The 17,838-nt window shown below is 33.7% G+C and carries 17 protein-coding genes; 5 read left to right on the forward strand and 12 right to left on the reverse strand.

Features of this window, described 5'->3' with window-relative positions; genetic code table 11:
* Positions 1 to 153 precede the first annotated feature (153 nt).
* The 8 genes from RD055328_RS06650 to RD055328_RS06685 all read right to left on the reverse strand — a co-directional run bounded on the left by RD055328_RS06650 (position 154) and on the right by RD055328_RS06685 (position 8,503).
* Positions 154 to 372, reverse strand: a complete 219-nt coding sequence (locus RD055328_RS06650) for a hypothetical protein (RefSeq protein WP_244088012.1) — start codon at positions 370 to 372, stop codon at positions 154 to 156.
* A complete protein-coding gene (murJ, locus tag RD055328_RS06655; protein WP_244088013.1) occupies positions 347 to 1,837 on the reverse strand; it encodes a murein biosynthesis integral membrane protein MurJ in 1,491 nt (496 codons plus the stop codon). Before murJ ends, RD055328_RS06650 begins: the two co-directional genes overlap by 26 nt.
* A 9-nt stretch (positions 1,838 to 1,846) precedes the next feature.
* Positions 1,847 to 2,521: an acetyltransferase gene (locus RD055328_RS06660; protein WP_244088014.1), complete on the reverse strand. Its 675-nt coding sequence runs from the start codon at positions 2,519 to 2,521 to the stop codon at positions 1,847 to 1,849.
* Positions 2,472 to 3,074, reverse strand: coding sequence for a sugar transferase (locus RD055328_RS06665; RefSeq protein WP_244088015.1), 603 nt, complete (start codon positions 3,072 to 3,074; stop codon positions 2,472 to 2,474). The genes RD055328_RS06660 and RD055328_RS06665 overlap by 50 nt, the downstream gene beginning before the upstream one ends.
* A complete protein-coding gene (locus RD055328_RS06670; RefSeq protein WP_244088016.1) occupies positions 3,074 to 4,369 on the reverse strand; it encodes a UDP-glucose/GDP-mannose dehydrogenase family protein in 1,296 nt (431 codons plus the stop codon). Before RD055328_RS06670 ends, RD055328_RS06665 begins: the two co-directional genes overlap by 1 nt.
* Complete coding sequence (locus RD055328_RS06675; protein WP_244088017.1) at positions 4,359 to 5,612, reverse strand: glycosyltransferase family 4 protein; 1,254 nt, start codon at positions 5,610 to 5,612, stop codon at positions 4,359 to 4,361. Before RD055328_RS06675 ends, RD055328_RS06670 begins: the two co-directional genes overlap by 11 nt.
* Positions 5,609 to 6,052 (reverse strand): DUF4352 domain-containing protein, encoded by a 444-nt coding sequence (locus tag RD055328_RS06680; protein ID WP_244088018.1) that lies wholly within the window; start codon positions 6,050 to 6,052, stop codon positions 5,609 to 5,611. The genes RD055328_RS06675 and RD055328_RS06680 overlap by 4 nt, the downstream gene beginning before the upstream one ends.
* Positions 6,053 to 6,136: 84 nt before the next feature.
* Positions 6,137 to 8,503, reverse strand: a complete 2,367-nt coding sequence (locus RD055328_RS06685; protein ID WP_244088019.1) for an immunoglobulin-like domain-containing protein — start codon at positions 8,501 to 8,503, stop codon at positions 6,137 to 6,139.
* Positions 8,504 to 9,098: 595 nt separating this feature from the next.
* Between RD055328_RS06685 and RD055328_RS06690 the strand changes: the two genes are divergently transcribed.
* Positions 9,099 to 9,359, forward strand: coding sequence for a hypothetical protein (locus tag RD055328_RS06690; RefSeq protein ID WP_244088020.1), 261 nt, complete (start codon positions 9,099 to 9,101; stop codon positions 9,357 to 9,359).
* A 2-nt stretch (positions 9,360 to 9,361) separates the two neighbouring features.
* On the forward strand, positions 9,362 to 9,940 hold the full coding sequence (locus RD055328_RS06695; RefSeq protein ID WP_244088021.1) for a hypothetical protein: 579 nt from the start codon (positions 9,362 to 9,364) through the stop codon (positions 9,938 to 9,940).
* A gap of 34 nt (positions 9,941 to 9,974) precedes the next feature.
* Here RD055328_RS06695 and RD055328_RS06700 read toward each other — a convergent pair whose 3' ends face one another.
* Positions 9,975 to 11,120 (reverse strand): ArgE/DapE family deacylase, encoded by a 1,146-nt coding sequence (locus RD055328_RS06700; RefSeq protein WP_244088022.1) that lies wholly within the window; start codon positions 11,118 to 11,120, stop codon positions 9,975 to 9,977.
* A 136-nt stretch (positions 11,121 to 11,256) separates the two neighbouring features.
* Here RD055328_RS06700 and RD055328_RS06705 point away from each other — a divergent pair, with 136 nt between their 5' ends.
* The gene (locus RD055328_RS06705) at positions 11,257 to 13,092 is read left to right on the forward strand and encodes an FAD/NAD(P)-binding domain-containing protein (RefSeq protein ID WP_244088023.1); all 1,836 of its coding nucleotides are present in this window, start codon (positions 11,257 to 11,259) and stop codon (positions 13,090 to 13,092) included.
* 26 nt (positions 13,093 to 13,118) lie between these two features.
* Here RD055328_RS06705 and RD055328_RS06710 read toward each other — a convergent pair whose 3' ends face one another.
* The 3 genes from RD055328_RS06710 to RD055328_RS06720 are packed head-to-tail and all read right to left on the reverse strand — an operon-like array spanning position 13,119 to position 14,798.
* Positions 13,119 to 13,850, reverse strand: coding sequence for a M15 family metallopeptidase (locus RD055328_RS06710; RefSeq protein ID WP_244088024.1), 732 nt, complete (start codon positions 13,848 to 13,850; stop codon positions 13,119 to 13,121).
* A gap of 49 nt (positions 13,851 to 13,899) precedes the next feature.
* Positions 13,900 to 14,610 (reverse strand): agmatine deiminase family protein, encoded by a 711-nt coding sequence (locus tag RD055328_RS06715; RefSeq protein WP_309295424.1) that lies wholly within the window; start codon positions 14,608 to 14,610, stop codon positions 13,900 to 13,902.
* Positions 14,583 to 14,798: a hypothetical protein gene (locus RD055328_RS06720; protein WP_244088025.1), complete on the reverse strand. Its 216-nt coding sequence runs from the start codon at positions 14,796 to 14,798 to the stop codon at positions 14,583 to 14,585. The genes RD055328_RS06715 and RD055328_RS06720 overlap by 28 nt, the downstream gene beginning before the upstream one ends.
* Before the next feature lie 248 nt (positions 14,799 to 15,046).
* Here RD055328_RS06720 and RD055328_RS06725 point away from each other — a divergent pair, with 248 nt between their 5' ends.
* Positions 15,047 to 17,410, forward strand: a complete 2,364-nt coding sequence (locus tag RD055328_RS06725; protein WP_244088026.1) for a YhgE/Pip domain-containing protein — start codon at positions 15,047 to 15,049, stop codon at positions 17,408 to 17,410.
* A 93-nt stretch (positions 17,411 to 17,503) separates the two neighbouring features.
* Positions 17,504 to 17,830 carry a DUF6506 family protein gene (locus RD055328_RS06730; protein WP_244088027.1) on the forward strand — a complete coding sequence of 109 codons (327 nt, stop codon included), beginning with the start codon at positions 17,504 to 17,506 and terminating at the stop codon, positions 17,828 to 17,830.
* Positions 17,831 to 17,838 lie beyond the last annotated feature (8 nt).

The following is a 17,838-nucleotide window of genomic DNA, read 5'->3' on the forward strand; positions in this document are numbered from 1 at the left end:
AACTCATCAGCACTAATTCAACTTCATTGTTGGAAACAATAAAGAGTGGATGGTTTAAAGATTTTTTTCGAACATCTCCCCATTTACGTTGTACATTGGTAGTCGTCGTTATGTATTTGGGATTTATCTTTAAGTTAATGATCCTTCACCCCTTCATTCCAAATTAAACTTTTCAGTTTTGCCATTTAATATTTCCAAAAAATCGTTATACGAAATAATTACAGTTCCTATGCTGTCTTTTTCCATAATAAATAACGGATTCTTTTTGGCTTTTTCTTTAACGGCACCAAACATTTGGTAAACTTCTTTGTTGCTAATTATTTGACTTGCAGTAATTTTGGGTTGTTTAATGATACTTTCCCCCTTTTCCACTTAAAAAAAACTTCCTCTGGAAAATCCAGGTCAACAATCCATAAACAAACATTCCAATCAGCACTAATATTATTAGTTTAATAAGTCTGTTAGTATGGATGCTTGGTCCTATCATGATAATGACTCCCGCCATAATTAAGCTATTAACGGTACACATAACTAATTGATAACGATTATCAGATAATTGACCAATTTCTTTGACTAAACTCTTTCTTGCTAAAATTGTAGCGACTAATGTAGCAACTAATGGCGATGCCATTAATGCCCAGATTCCAATTATTTTTACCCCAATTATCAAAAATAGCATCTGGACAATTATCGAAATAATTGAAATTTTGACTGGAGTTTTCGTATCTGATCGACTATAAAATACTCGATAATAAAACTCTTTAAAAACAATCAATGGCAATGCTAAACTTCCAAAAATCAGAAATTGCCAGACATCTTGGGTGTCAGCCGCAGTGAAATCTCCTCTTTGAAAAAGAATAGAAATAACTAGCGGCCCTAATGTAATTGCACCTGCTACCATTGGAATAACAATTAAATTGGTCAAACTAATGTAGTAACCTAATTGCTTCTTAGCCTCCGATAGCGGCTTATTCTGAAACACAGTCACCAACTCTGGATACAAGACACTTAACAAATTCAAGATGATAAGCGTCTGCATAATATTTAAAATCTGATTAGAATATACAATTATTGAAACCACTCCAACTCCAAATGATCTTGCAATGATATTTGGAATTATCAGTGAAACCTGATAAATAGTTGAATTCAAAACAATTGGAACTGTTAATCGAAATAATTGTTGAGTCTGATTATTTTTGTAATCGATAACCCATTGATGCTGATATTCAAGTTCTCTGTTACTCACTCTCAAAGCAAAATATTCGATGAGATATGAGAACGAGATCAGAATAGTAGCAAGATGAATAGTTAATTGATTGTGAAAATAAATCAATCCCATCAAACTAAATATTGTGGATAAAATGGCCGCAAATTTAATCGAGAAAAACTTTCGACTAACTTGCAACATAGAAGTTTGAAAATTGGAGAAGAATCTAACATACTGACCAATCCCTAAAACAAACGACAATTCCACCATAATATTCCAGAAATTATCTTGATTATTCCCAGATATATTTAGATAAACAATACTCCCAAGTGAATAAATCCCTAATAGTATAAGAACGATTAAACCCATACTATTGATATAGCTATTCATTACTTTCTTGTCTTCTTTTGTTTTTGCTTTTGTTAAGAAAGGAATGAATACTGTCGCAATCGCCGACCCAAAAATATTAGTGATACAAACCATCAAAGTATTGGCAAAATTAAATGCATCCATTTGATTACTAGTACCAAAACTACTAGCCATTATTGATGCTCTAATCAAAGTCATCCCTTGATTAAAAATTGTTAGGACGGTGACTACTCCAAAAATTTTCAAGAATTTATTTTTCATATTCGCTCACTAATCATTTTTTCTAACGACTTTTGCAGGTGACCCAAAGGCCACGCTATTTGCAGGTTGGTCTCTTATTACTAGCGATCCCGCTCCTATTAGTGTGTTCTTACCAACAGTTAAACACTGAATAATGACACTACCAGCCCCAATGAAACAAAGATCTCCGATTGTAACTTCCCCTGTGATTGTGACATTAGGAGAAAGCGAAACGAATGAGCCTAACTGACTCTTATGTTCCACAACACTTGCTGAATTAACAGTACAGTGATCGCCAATTCTGACTCCACTATGCAAAATTGCATATGGAGAAATCAGATTACCGGTACCTAGTTCTACATCAGTGTCAATGTAGGCAAGGGGATGAATAACATTGACATAACGCTGTCTTGGAATCTGAACTCGATCAAAAATTTGTGATCGAATTCTCCCTTCACCCACTGCCAAGATAAACACTGTTTCAGGATTTTTTAATAACTCAACAACTTCTGAAAAAGGAGCGAAAAATAAATCATCCTCTATTTTTATTGAAGTGAATTTATCATCACAAAAACCCACAACTTCATATTTCCCCTGATGTCTAGCGACTTGAGCGACTACACTGCTCAAGCCCCCAGCGCCTAATAATACTAATTTAGGCTTTTGAGTTTTTCCCTTTAAAACTCGTTGCATTAATGAATCCATTTTGACTAATCCCTTCACGTGTTATTACTTTAAGAATCGTCAGTAAAAGAATTTTAGAATCTAATATAAAACTTTGATGGTCCACGTAATAGCAATCCAATTCAAACTTTCTTTCCCAACTTATTGTGTTTCTTCCGTTTACTTGCGCCCAACCTGTGATTCCCGGTCTAACTTCAAGTCGTCTTCGTTGTTCATCAGTGTATCTATCAAGATAACTTGCATTCAACGGACGCGGTCCGACTAAACTCATTTCCCCTAGAAAAACATTAACCAGCTGTGGTAATTCATCCAAACTACTTGAACGCAACAATATACCAAATGATGTAATTCTTTCTTCATCACTCAACAATTCCCCATTGTTGTCATACAAAGTTCGCATAGATTTGAATTTAATAATCTTGAATGGTTTCCCATCTTTGCCTGATCTGGTTGAAATAAATATAGGGTTTTCTTTGAACTTAAAAGCGATGACAATAGCTTCAATTAGAATCACCGGACTCAAAACTATTAACAATAAGAATGAAAGTATTAAGTCTAAAAACCTCTTAAGCATTAATTAATTCCCCTTCTCCCAATTGTTTGGTATTCAATTTCTGGATCATCGGTAGCATTAAGTAAAGCCCCTCGTCCGTCCAAGATTAATGCTCGTCGCATTTTATCTTTGAACGTCTGTAATTGAATTCCCTTAATTTCTTTCCATTCAGTAATAACTAAGGCAGCCTCGCTGTCTTGTAAACAATCAGAAATATTTTCGCTATACGTAAGTTTCCCCCCAAAAATATTTCTAATATTATTTGTTGCTTCAGGATCATAAACATGAATTTTTGCTTTGCGATCAAGCAATTCATTGATAATCCTAATAGATGCAGCGTCTCTAATATCGTCGGTTTCTGGTTTAAAAGCTAATCCCAAAAGACTTATCTTTTTACCCGCTAAAGCAGGATAAATATCATCCAAATAAGAAACGAGTTTGACTTGTTCATCTTGATTAACTTTTATTGCTGACTTAATAATTGATGAATCTACATCATGTTGTTCAGCAATTTTGGTTAATGCTGATGTATCTTTTGGAAAACACGAACCACCGTAACCGATTCCTGCCTTTAAAAACTTGTTTCCGATTCTACTGTCTAATCCCATTCCGCGAGATACGGTTTGAACATCAGCACCGACTGCTTCACACAAATCTGCAATCATATTGATATAACTAATTTTGGTTGCCAGAAATGCATTTGAAGCATACTTAATGATTTCAGCACTTTCAAAATTACTTCTGACAACAGGTGCATGAAATGGTTCGTTAATTTCTTCCACCATATCTAATGCAGCTTCATCATCAGATCCAAGAATTATTCGTTCAGGATGAAAAACATCTTCGATAGCCGATCCTTCTCGTAAGAACTCCGGATTGGATACAACCGTAAATTTGTAATCTGAATCTTCATTCAACTTTTGTTCAATTGAAGCATTAGTACCAACAGGTACTGTGCTTTTTGTAACAATTACCATATCTTGATGGCATTTATTCTTAATATCTATTACCACTTGATTAATAAAAGTTAAGTCTGCCGTGCCATCTTCTGATTGTGGTGTTCCGACAGCTAAATAAATCGCATCAAATTGTGAATAATCAACTTCTTGACCAAGCTTAAAAGTTAAACGATTCTGTTCAACGTTTTCTTCAATTAATTCTTCTATTCCCGGTTCATATATTGGTGATTTGAATTGTTTAAGCTTAGTAATTTTTTCTTCATTGTTGTCGACACAAGTTACAGTATGTCCAATTTGTGCTAATGACACTCCTGTAACTAAGCCCACATATCCTGTCCCTATAACGCTAATTTCCATTGTTATCGCTCCCTAGATAACTTTCGACTAGAACGTTTTCGACTTTTTGCACTTCTTTTTCAACTGCATATTCTTTTTTCGCTAACTGTTTAATCTTCGGAGATAATTTACTCAAATAGTCTTTTTCAAATTGTAATTCTTGTAAAAGATCCGCTAACTTCTTCGGTTTTGTTGGATCAACATAGTATCCAATCTGATTTTTTTCCACAATATCTTTTGTCCAACCAGCTGAATTGACAATAATTGGTTTGCCAGCGGCTAATGAATCAAAGAACTTATTGGGTGAATTAGTAGCTAAAACTGGTAGGTTTTTAAAGCTGGTCATCGTAATATCGGCTATGGATGTTAAACTTGGAATTTTTTCTCTGGCAATAAAACCGGTAAATATCACGTTTTGTAGGTTATTATCGTTGCAATATTTTTCCAATTCCATTTTTACCATTCCGTCACCGGCTATCATAATGACCACATCATCGATTTTGTTTTCCTGCAAAATCAAAGCAGCTTTTACTAAATAATCCAACCCATTTGCTTTGCCCATAGCACCAATATGTGCCAATACAAACTGGTTATCTAATTGATATTTGTGTCTAATATCTTCAACAAATTTCTCATCTATATTCTTTAAGCTGAATAGTTCAAGATCCGAAAAATTTGGTACCAACGTGATTTTGCTCGCTGGTATTCCCGTGCTCTCTATTCCCTCAGTCATCCCTGGAGAAAGGCTTATAATATGTTCCGCATTTTCATATACGGCTTTTTCAAGTTTTTTCATTATCCATAAAATCAACTTATTGTTAATAACTCCCATTTGCTTGGGAGCTTCCGGCCACAAGTCACGAACTTCAAAAACATATTTAAGTTTTTTGAATTTATATAACATTAATGTTGGAATCGCAATGGTTAACGGTGTAGATGTGGAAAAAACTAAATCTGGCTTAATACTTTTGGCTTCGTGATATGCAAACAATATATATTTGACAAATGATAGAATCCTTCTTCTAAAAGACATGCGATTTGAATATTTGTTTCGTTGCGCAATTACCTTGATTCCCTCGGTTGTTTTGTAGCTAACTTTTCTTGAATATGGTATTTCATTTAGTTCATCTTTGATAAATGCATCGGTTGTTATAACCGTTACATCATGTCCCTGACTTACTAAATATTTTGCGATTTCATAAGAACGTGTAGAAGTAATCGATTTTCTAGTTGCAAAGTATTGATGCAAATATGTTATTTTCATTCTTTTATTTTAATGTTCCACCTTAAATCACTCTTACTGTCGACAGGATGATAAATTAAAGTGAATTTGTTTAGATCTTTGGGCATTTCATAATATCCATTGCCTGTTGTTTCCTTGCCAGGTTTTATGGTTTCAGCAAAATTAATTCCTTCGCCCATGTAATAATATGATTCACCTGATTTGATGATAAAATCACTAGCACCAACTACAACTTCTTTTTTTGAAGTATTCTTGATGCTGTATTTGATTTTGACAATTTTATTTTTGCCTTTTTCACTATCATCTGAGATCTTAACAGGTGTTATTTGAATCTCTTTGGTTTTTTTCATCACATTAAGCTGTCCTTGATCATCAGAAGCTTTTTGTGATTGAGCATTTGAACATCCTGCAATCGTTGCTACAGTAAGAACACTCAATACAAAATAAAATATTTTACGCATTTTTTTTTAACCCCTTGGTAAAAACATAGGCACATGAAACTCATGCGCCTATATTCTTAATTGAATTCGAAAGTATTAGTCGGATTAAGCAACGGCTGTTACTGTTTTTGAAACTACAGTATTGTAGTTACTGTCAACACCAACAACTTGTAAATATGCACCGGCTGGAATGTTAAGGTATTGTAAACCTTTTAATTCATAAGTGTGGTTAGCTGTGTTTAATGAAGCATTCTTAACAGGTTCTCCATTTAGAAGAAGACGTACAGCTTTAATATCTTTACCGTATGTACCTGACATTGAGCTTTGACCAACTTTATAAATTTGTGGAGCTGTAAGTGAGTAGTCGTTGTTAGGGTTTGTTTCACTAACTTTAACGTCTACAGAAGCTCTTTGTTTATATTGTGAGTCAACACCAACTACTTGAACTTTGTCGCCTTTTTTAATAAGTCCGATAAGTCCTTTGGCTGTCCATGAACCGTTGTTGTTATCAGCTTGTTTTACAACTTCACCGTTAACTACAACACGTACGTGAGCAATATCTTTACCGTATGTACCAGTCATTGTCTTTTGACCAAGAACATAGTCTTTAGCAGTCAATTTGTAATCGTGAACAATGTTACCAGTTGTGTTTACGTTGATTGAGTTAACTTGTTGATATTGTGTGTTAACTGCAACAACTTTGATTTGATCATTGTTTTGAGTAACGTATTTGTTTACGTTTGAGAATGTGTATGAACCATTCTTAGTTCTTGCTTGTGCAACAACTTTTCCGTTAACGAATAAACGTACTTTGTATACATCTTTACCATATGTACCGTTCAATGTTGATGAACCTAGAGCATATGTGTTTGCTGTTAGAGCATAATCTTTAACTGTGTCACCTGAAACTGAAACAGATTTTCTGTTTTGTTCTTTGTAAGCACGGTCAACAGCAACAACTTCAACTTTTTGGTTTTTGCTTGTTACAAATTTGTTAGCATTCTTAAATGTGAATGTTCCGTTATTTGTAGTAGCTTGTGCAACAACTTTTCCGTTTACGAATAAACGTACTTTGTATACATCTTTACCATATTTACCTGTAAGTGTTGAGTTACCGATTTTATATGAGTTAGGTGTCAATGAATAATCTTTGTTTGTTGAAGGATCGTCACCTGTTATAACAACGTTCTTTCTGTTTTGTTCTTTGTAGGCTTTGTCAACTGCTACAACTTGAACGTTTTGGTTCTTGCTTGTTACATATTTGTTAGCATTCTTGAATGTGAATGTTCCGTTATGTGTTGAAGCTTGTGCAACAACTTTTCCGTTAACAAATAGTCTTACTTTATATACATCTTTACCATATACACCGTTAAGATTTGCATCTCCCAAGTGATATGTGTTTGGTGCTAGTGAGTAATCTTTTGCAGCTTCTTTAGTAACGTGGAAGTTGATTGTTTTTGTTGTCTTCAAACCAACTGAATCAGTTACTGAGTAAGTTACAGGGTAGTAACCTTCATGTTTTGTATTTACTTGGTTACTTACAACTTTAAGTTTGTTAGTAATGAAACCTTCTTCTTTATCCCATGCTTTAACACCTTTCAATGCAGCAGCATCGTCAAAGTTTGAGTTCATAGGAACAGTTGTATTAACACCATCTGTTTGGATTACTGGAGCTGTATCGCCGTAACCAGGATCCATTTTTTGTAATGGAATATCAACGTGACTATCTCTATTTCCTAGAGTCCAGTCAATAACATTGTTGTTACCAGCTAAAGCACTTTGGAAATGGTAGTATCCATCGTGTGAGTCAGCAATACGTACACCTGATTCAGTAATGGCTTTACCTAAATCAACACTCATATCAAGAGTAACGTGTGGGAATAATCCAATAACAACTGAAAGTGCTGGGTCATTAAAGATTAATTCGTTATTTACTGTATCAACACGGATATCTTCTGATTTGTATGTATAGTTAGCCCATGGAATACCAAGGTTCCATGCACGGAAGTGACCTGAAAGAGCTCTACGGAAGGCATCTGTTTTTGCTAATTCGCGGAATTCTTCAGGAAGTTTAACGCGGTAATATGTCTTATCAGCAATACCGATTGATGCGATTGATTGGATATCTGTTTGGAATCCAAGTGTTCCGGTTGTAACACCGTCTGCTAGGTGTAAACCTTTATCAGCATCACCAGAGTATGTCATTTTACCCCATGTGATTAGGTTCAAGTCAGTTGGTTTTGCAACTACTGAATCTTGCTTTGTTTCTGAGTTAGAATTTGCCGATGAATCAGTTGTTGTAACACCTGATTTTTTAACAGCATTTTCTTTATCAGAACTTGCATTTTGTACGCTTACTTCTGTGTTACTGCTTGTTGCAGCTTGTACAGGAGTAACGACAGTTGTCCCCAATGTAGCCAGCATTGCACCATAAGTGGCAATCTTGACTGTCTTGCTTAATTTTTTAGCCATTTCTTCCTCCAAGAAAAATATATTTTGTTCATATTGAACGAAGTAAATACTACTCATTAACAACTTGAATTTATCATCAGAAGAGTTCTTAAGTTACGGAACTATTTGACGAAACACATACAAATAAAGGTTTTTGGAATTTTAGCAAAACACAGCAAAAAACGAATAATTCTTATGAATTACTCGTTTTTCTGTTTATATATTAAATTATCAATATTTTAATTTCTTCCTATTATATATTCATTATTAATATCAAGAATATAATTAGATTTGCAACAACATATGAAATAGGATATTTTAATTAGACATATTCTTCTATTTGAAGTATCATAGTCTTCGGTGCCAAACCTCGGTATACCTTAAACGTATACCCTTAAAAGCTGTTATATCAGATTTTTCTGATGTAGCGGCTTTTTTTCGTCCATACTTTTCTTTAATAGAGCTTAAAAAAAGACCGTGTTATTGAATCAACCTGAAATCTTCATAATTTTAACTAATAATTCAAATTCTTTCATTTAATATTCTCATTTACATACTTTTTATTTCGTAAATTATTGATTAAATACTCTTAACCAATCGAAAAGAGGTACCTGTAATGAAAAAATTCTCCAAATCAATTCTTACAATTAGTTTAACAACTTCAATGATGATTGATAGCTTCCTATTAACTCAAGTTCAAAAAGTATCAGCTGATACATTTACTAGTTCAACACAATCAAATCAATCTACTCCACTCAAGCTTTATAAAGCTAGTGAAGTAAATAACACAGACATTCAACTAGTTGCTAGCTCCACAAAAGACACAACTAACTTCGATGATTCACTACAAAATACAATTAACAAGACGGAGGCTTAATTATGAGCAAATATATTACAAAAACTATAGTTATTAACGTTAAAGAAATACCTTACACCATAAAACTTATCTCTAATTCTAACAGCGATGAAGCAGCTACGATTCATGCAATCACTCTTAAAGCAAAACTAAACAGTTATCTAGCTATCAATGAATCACTATCAAATATTAATCTTATAAAAAATATTTTTGAAAAATTCCTTCGACCACTTCTTGATCGAAGAACATTAATCGCCGCAGCGGTTAATGGTGGTGGTGACATTCAAACAGGCGTTGCAAAAGGACAAGACTATATCTGGAATATAGCAATTGAGAACCCCGAAAATGTTAAGAATAATATCTATACTTACCATCTACAAAATGGTGCCATTGCTACAGAAAGTCTAAAATCTGAATCATCAGATTCCAAACAACCGCTTCTTAAACAGGCAACTATTATTGCTGCCAACCTAATTGAAGCCAGTGATCTAGCAACTAAAGCACTGACTATGGGTGAACAGCAATTTGCCAAATTATCAAAACGACTGGCGCTTCATGGAATTCTGATAAATCAAAAAAATACGCTAACAGTTCTAAATTAAAATAAAAAGACCTCTAACGAGGTCTTTTTTTGTTTTAATATTCTGTTAGTAGTTGCTTATAGATATCAATGAAATCTAAATACATTTGTTTTTCTACATATTCATTGGGTTGATGACAAACATTTGGCTCACCTGGGCCAAATACAATAAATGGAAATTCTACGTCTTTATTCTTTAATAAATTAGATGCGTCTGTAACTCCTGGAGATACCATTTTAGGAATGTCATTCTTGAAATATTTTTCTCCGATGGATTTTGCAGAATTTATTAATTTATTGTCTTTACTATGTTGAACCGAGTTAAGTGACATGTAAACATCCATGTCCACTTTTGCACCCTTTTTGTTTTCATCATCGACTAATTCTTGCATGATTTTGGTTACTTCGTGATTATTAAACTCAGGAATTGTACGAACATTAATTTCAGCCACTGCTTCTTCTGGAATTGAATTAACCTGATTCCCGCCATTGAATACAGTAGTATTGAAGCTTAAATTGCCAAGTAATTGGCTCTTCTTACCAGTTGATCCGAATTGTTTGTTAGCTGCACTTAAAATGTTAAGTAACGGATCAATCGCATTATATCCTAAGTCAGGCATCGAACTATGTGCAGCTTTGCCTTGTGAAGTTAATTTGATATCCATCGATCCTTTGTGAGCATACACCAAGTTATATCCTGAAGGTTCACCAATAACTAAAGCATCTACATCATCCATAGTGTTTTGTTCAAAGAATGTTTGTGATCCTTGTTCACCTATTTCTTCACCAACAGTAGCCATTAAGCGAATTGTTCCAGATTTGAGCAAGTTGAATTCTTTGATGTCAATCAATGCAATAATAAATGCGGCAAGTCCTGACTTCATATCAGTAGCACCACGGCCGAATAGCTTACCTTCTTTTTCAGTTAGTACAAACGGATCTGTATCCCATCTTGATAAATCTCCGGGATCAACAACATCCATATGCCCCGAAATACCAATAACTGGTTTTCCGCTACCAACTTCAGCTATTAAATTCACACGATTTTTTGCTACCGGCATTACTTGTGTGGATATATTGTGTTTCTTAAATAGTTGCGAAATATAATTCGCAACTTGTTCTTCACCATCATTAACTGATTTGAATTTTACTAAATCGGCTAGAAGCTCCACTTTTTGTTCATCACTAAAGACTGATTCCATAACCAAAGCATCTCCTTTATTTTGATTTCTAATTTGAGTGTAGTTGCGCTTTTAATATTTTGCAACAAACTAAGCTCCAGATTTTTTCATTAATTGGTATACTAAACATATATCAATAAGCTGACTGGAGAATGTTATGAGAATCACTATAATTGGAGCTGGGCCACGGGGAATGCTTGCTCTTGAAAGAATTATTTCTTGGAATAATTCTGATCCTCAAAACGAGAAAATAGAAATCATCATTTTGGATCCATATGGTGCGGGTGGTCGCGTTTGGACAATTGATCAACCTTACGAATTAATTATGAACACTGCTGCACAAGATATAACTTTATTTTCAGACCAAAGCGTCGATATGAAAGGTCCCGTTAATTTAGGGCCAAATCTTGCTCAATGGGCGATTAACTACGCGACAGATTATTTAAAAGAAAATAATTATTCACAAAGTTTTTTGAATGAAGTTAAGCAAATTACTCCCAACAGCTATACTTCACGAGCTTTATTCGGTGCATATATTAAATGGTTTTATGCTGAACAACTTAAAAGAACTAACGAAAATATTTCAGTAAATTTAATTACTGAAGAAGTTATTGATGTTATTAAAACCGACTCTGAATTCAAAATTCAATTTGCAGATAAAGAAATTATTAGTGATATTGTAATTGCTTCGTTAGGTAACTTATTTAATAATCCGACAAAACTGGAATCTGAATTTTCAGACTTTGCCAATGAAAACAAGTTAATCTACGTACGTCCAAATTTTGCCAACGAAGTTAATCTAGATCAAATTACCAAAAACAACACCGTAGCAATTAAAGGGTTAGGATTGAACTTCTTTGATTTAATGGCACGTCTATCTTATGGACGTGGTGGTAAATTCAATTTGGAAGATAACGGAGAATTAACTTACATTCCAAGCGGCAACGAGCCAAAAATAATTGCTGGATCGCTACATGGACTACCAAATCATTCCAAAGGTATGAAACAAAAAGCACCTGGCGAAGAGTATCTACCTAACTTTTTAAATATGCCGACTTTACGACGATACAAAAAAGGTTCACTTAGCTATGAAGAATTTTGGTCAATGATTAAAAACGAAATGAGTTATGTGTATTATTCACATCTTATTGAATCATCTTATTCAAACCAAATAGATAAAGAATATTTCCAATTGAACTTCTTACAAAATCCTGACGAAGCTGTTAATAGCCTGGATATTTCGCCAACTGAATTGATCAATTGGGATACTTTTGTTTATCCAGATGATGCTAACAAAGCTGATAATTTTGACGAGTATATTCAAAACTACGTAAAAAACGACTTCCAAGAAGCAGTTAAGGGAACAAAAACTGGTCCATTGACTAGCGCATTAGAAGTCTTACGTGATATCAGAGCTAATATAAGGTATGTTGTTGAAAATGAATTACTATCAAAAAACGACTACGTCGATAAATTCTTGAAGCAATTCAATTCAATCAATAATTTATTATCTATGGGACCTCCTACTTCTCGATTAAAAGAATTACACGCCTTATTGAAGACCGGAATAATTGAAATTATTCCCGGTGAAATGGCAGTTAAACCAGACGACTCAAGATTTGTTGTCACAAGCAAATTAAAAAACTCTGCTAAATATACTGCAGACGTACTAATCGAAGCACGAATTCCTAAAGTTTCACTAAATGATACTAATAGTAAATTGTTAAATAATTTATCAAAAAACAATTACCTTAAGAATTGGGAATTTAAAAAAGAAGATGGCGAGATTTTCTCTTGTGGAGCGGTAGATTTTAATCGACCTACTAGTCAATTAATTGATGCAGATAATAATATCGTCAATAATTTCTATTTCTGGGGTGTGCCAACAGAAGGTAAAAACTGGCTAACAACCGCTAGTCCAAGACCTTACATCAATGATCTAAGTATAAGAATAATTGATAATATAATAGGAAACATTTGGAAGAACAAATAAAAAACCAACCTTTTACGGTTGGTTTTTTATTTGTTTTGATTTAAAGCAGAGACGTCATTTTTAATGTCTTTATTATAGTTTCCACCCGAAACTTTGGTGAATTCTTCTAATGTTTTTATATTCTTTGTGTGCATTTCTGTAGCATATTTCACACCTATATAACGCAAATGCCATTCTTCTCCCATGTAACCAGTAATTTTAGTCTTATTACGTGGGAATCTAATAATTAATCCGTATTTATACGCATTGTTTTCTAACCAAGAATACATTTCGTCATTCGTAGGTAATTCTCCACTGGTTCCTAACAAGTCAAAAGCCAATCCGGTTTGATGATCTGAATATCCAGGACGAGCAGAATAAGTATCTGCTTTTTGACTTCCCTCTTTATTAACATAATCATCATATATTTGTTTTTGATAATCGTATGAACGATAACCTGAAATTTCATTAGCAATATCAAAACCCTTTTTTTGCATTGCAGAAATAATTTTATCCTTTGCTTGATTAGCTTTTGGCAAAAGTCCTGAACCATTAGGATTGTTATTTAGAAGCTCACCTTGATATGGATTATAGTCAGATGTTAATGGATGTTTTTTATTAACCACTATTAATAACGGTGAATTAAGTTTTTGAGTTTTATTCTTCTTAACCTTTGAAATTGTCGTTTCTTGCGGCTTTTTTGTATTGATTGCAAATGCCCCAATAATAGAAATCGACACCATCATGATAATGGCCATAATAAAATAAGTTCTTTTCATATGCTACCTCATAAATGATTATAGCTTAATGTATGAAAAAATCATTATTTCAATCTGGTAATAAATATTCGGGGCAATACCATGTTAAACAATTAATCGACCCACCCATCGTGGATATCTTATCCATATTCACTAGTTGAATTTTTTTATCAGTATATTGTCTGACAATATCATAAACTCTTTGATCATTTTTTAATCCATATTGCGGCAAGTATAAAACGTCAGCTGTTTCTAAGATATTTACATACAAGCCTTTAGCCGACGGTATTTCTTCATCATATTGATTTTCTTCTGTATAACTTGATGGTATTTCTACTATTTCAATTGAAGGTGATGTTTTTTTTATTTGCTTTTTGACTTCTTCTTTCCCAATAAAATCACTCATTAACAAAATATTACTTTGAATAAAATGCACTTGTCCGTCAGCATGTCCTAATACATCTCCCAGCTCCTCATTAATTAAAATAATGTTATTAAGATGCAATTCTTCTTTTAACTTACTAATAATTTCTCTTTTTGTATAGTCAGGATTATCTTCTAAGATCCGTTTTGTGATAATAGCAGTATCTTTACCATTAAACACAAAATTCCCACCATCCAAAATTAAATTCACTTCTCGATATTCAAAACCTTTATTATCAAGCCAATCAAGAAAGTCATCATTCAACATACGACTTTGACTTGTTTTTAAGTATTGTGGTGAATACTCAAATTTCACTAGACGATCTGTAACTACTGGCGCAACATCACGAATCCATATATCTCCATATTTAACTTTTTTGACTGCATGTCTTTACTAAATGAACGTAAATCATTTTTGAAAGGCGCATAATATGCATCGCTAATTTCTGGTTTACCCGTATAAATAGCCCCTTCAGAAATCTTTGGCGTTATTAAACTATTCCAAAATCCTATCATTACAATAACTCCTAATATATATTTTTTCATATTTCCTCCTTTGTCACTAAATCATTATATAAAGTGAATTTTTTATATTTTTTAATAAAAAATATAAAACCGGTATTACGGTATATTTTGCCTATTGACAAGGATTTTTATAAATAAATATATATTTAAATAATATGCAAATTACGTATTATTTTTCAGAAAATCTGACATTTTCTTGACATTATCCAATTCCAGAACTAAGATAATATTTGTTTATGCCCTAAACTAATTTTTAAAGGAGTATTCAAATGTTTCAGAACTTATTCAAAAACCGCACTCATTTAGTCGGTTTCATCGCCTTTTTGGTGATTATCCCCATACTATTGTTACTGATTGTGTTTAATTTTATTAAGTACGAACAAGATGTGAATATTAAAAATATGAATATTGCGGTCGTTAACAAAGACGTTCCTGCAAAATTCAAAGGTAAAACAGTCAACGTTGGTAAGGAAGTACAACAAACTTTAGCAAAAGACAAACAGGTTAAATGGCAATTCGTAGATGCCAAAACCGCAAAGAAGAATCTTGCTAACGGTACTTATGCAATGCAAATAACTTTACCAAAGGATTTCTCTAAGAATGTTACAACTGCCTTAGACAAAAATCCTAAGATTAGTTCATTAAATGTTGCTACTTCACAAAAGAATAACTACTTAGCTGGTATGATTACTTCTCAAGTAACCGAACAACTTAAAGGTAAAGTTATTAAAAGTATTCAAATTGCCTATGATGAAGCTGCTTTATCTGCTTTAGGCCAATTAGGTGATGGTGTTCAACAAGCTAGTGATGGTGTTCAAAAACTTGATGATGCTTCAGGTCAATTAAATGATGGAAGCAAACAAATTTCTGACAACATGCATGTTTTAAAAAATGGTACTCAACAACTTGCTGATGGTGCCGCACCACTTCAAAGTGGTGTTCAACAATTAACTGACGGCGCTCACCAACTGGATAGTGGAATCGATCAACTTGCTTCTGGATCTGGCTTACTTAACAGCAAGCTAGCGGATGCATCTAAACAAATTGATAGTCAACTAAATAGTAATGCTGCTGATTTAAGCAGATTACAAGCGGGATTAACAGCCTTGAATGAAGGTATTCAAGAAATGAATTCCCAAATCAATGCACCCGAAAATGACAATTCTGCAATTATCACTTCAGATATGACGACTCTAGGTGGCCATATCCAAACTACCGGTGATTTATTGCAAGATACTGGTAACAAACTTTTAGATGTTAAAGCTCGTGTTTACGACGCAAGCAATCCCGACAGTGTTGTTAGCCAATTAACAGCTATGCACGAATATATGATTAATGACCCTGACTTTAAAGAATTCTTGAAATCTCATATGCTTTTCGGGTTAAAAATCAATGCTTATTCAACTAAAGTTACTCAACAATTAACAACAACAGGTAACGATGATATGTTGCCTGTTAACGACAACTTAACTGCAATGGGACAAGAGTTAACGGCTTCAGGTGATTTATTAAAAGGTGATATCACTAAGCAGTTAACATTTACCCAAGATAATATGGCCAAGTTAAAAGCTGGTATTAATCAAATGGCTGCTACAGATCAAGCTCCACTTGCTCTTAATGGTGCTAAACAAGCTATTGACACTTTAACTGCCGGATTGAATGAAGTTAATGCTGGATTGAAACAACAAGGTTCTACTACTGATACAATGGGTGGAATTCAAGCTACATCTATGATTCATGATGGATTAGTACAAGTTCAAGCTGGTATCAAAGGAACAAAGAACAAACAAGGACTTGTTTCTGGACTAACAACATTGAATAATAGTGCTCCTACATTAGTTTCTGGTATTACTCAACTTAATGATGGAGCTGGAAAATTAGCAGATGGATCAGATCAATTAACTTCTGGTCTTGGCCAAGCTGGAGATGGAATTAGCTTGCTAAACGTCAAATTAAAAGATGGTAGCAAACAAGTTAGCGGTCTTTCAACAGGTAAAGCTAACGTCAATCACTTCGTTACACCCGTTACTGATCAAACACTTTCAGTTCAAAAATCTTCAGGTAATTTAATCAATACGTTTGCTCCATTAGTTCTTACTTTAGTATTCTTTGTTGGTGCTATGTTAACTCAAATCTCTCTCTTCCGTTATACAAACGGATTATCAGAATCTGGACTTAAACAAAAAGTTCTAGTTGTGAGTGGAGTAATTATTGCTCAATCAATCTTAATTGATATCTTTGCGAAGATTTTCGGATTGAACATTGCTCAACTTTTCAATTTTGTAGTAATTAGTTTATTAACAAGTGCGGCATTTACTCTTGCATGTCTTGCATTAGACAAACTATTTGGAACAATGGGATTATTATTTGCTCTAACTTTATTGTTCTTACAAATCATTATTACTGGCGGTTTATTCCCTAACGAAATGCTTTCAGCATTTTACAGAACCTTAGCAATCTTCTTGCCAGGTACTTACTCGATTAGCGGATTAGAACAAGCTGTTAATGGTAACGGAACACAAATGATTATTAATAGCATAATTCTCATATTATTCTGTGCAGTATTCTTCATAGCTCTTTTCGGAAAAGAAATTATGGCTAAATTTAATAAATCAGATGCTGTCAAAGCATAATAAAAAGACCTCGATTAGAGGTCTTTTTTTGAGCAGTTCAATAGGTAAACCACCAACTCTTTTGTATACTCAACTAGATTAGGAGATGATATTATGGCATTAGAAAATTTGCACAAATGGGCTTTTTTGTATTTTTCACCTGACTTCTCACCCGAGAATAACACGGTCATTAATCGTAATATAGCTGGTAACTGTGAATTCATCACGATTGGATTTGACCCAAAAGCTAAGACTGATGGCACTATTATTGAAACTGCGAAGAAGTTACGTAATGAAGGTGTGCAATTTATTGAATTGTGTGGCGGTTTTGGCCCCACTTGGACCACTAAAATTAATGAAGCCCTCGACTTTGAAATTCCCGTTGGCGCGGTTACTTATGGGCCAGAATTTCGTCAACAACTGTTTAATATTATGAACTAAAAAAGACC

This window comes from Companilactobacillus sp. RD055328, from assembly GCF_022835675.1.
In the GTDB taxonomy this organism is placed as follows: domain Bacteria; phylum Bacillota; class Bacilli; order Lactobacillales; family Lactobacillaceae; genus BQUT01.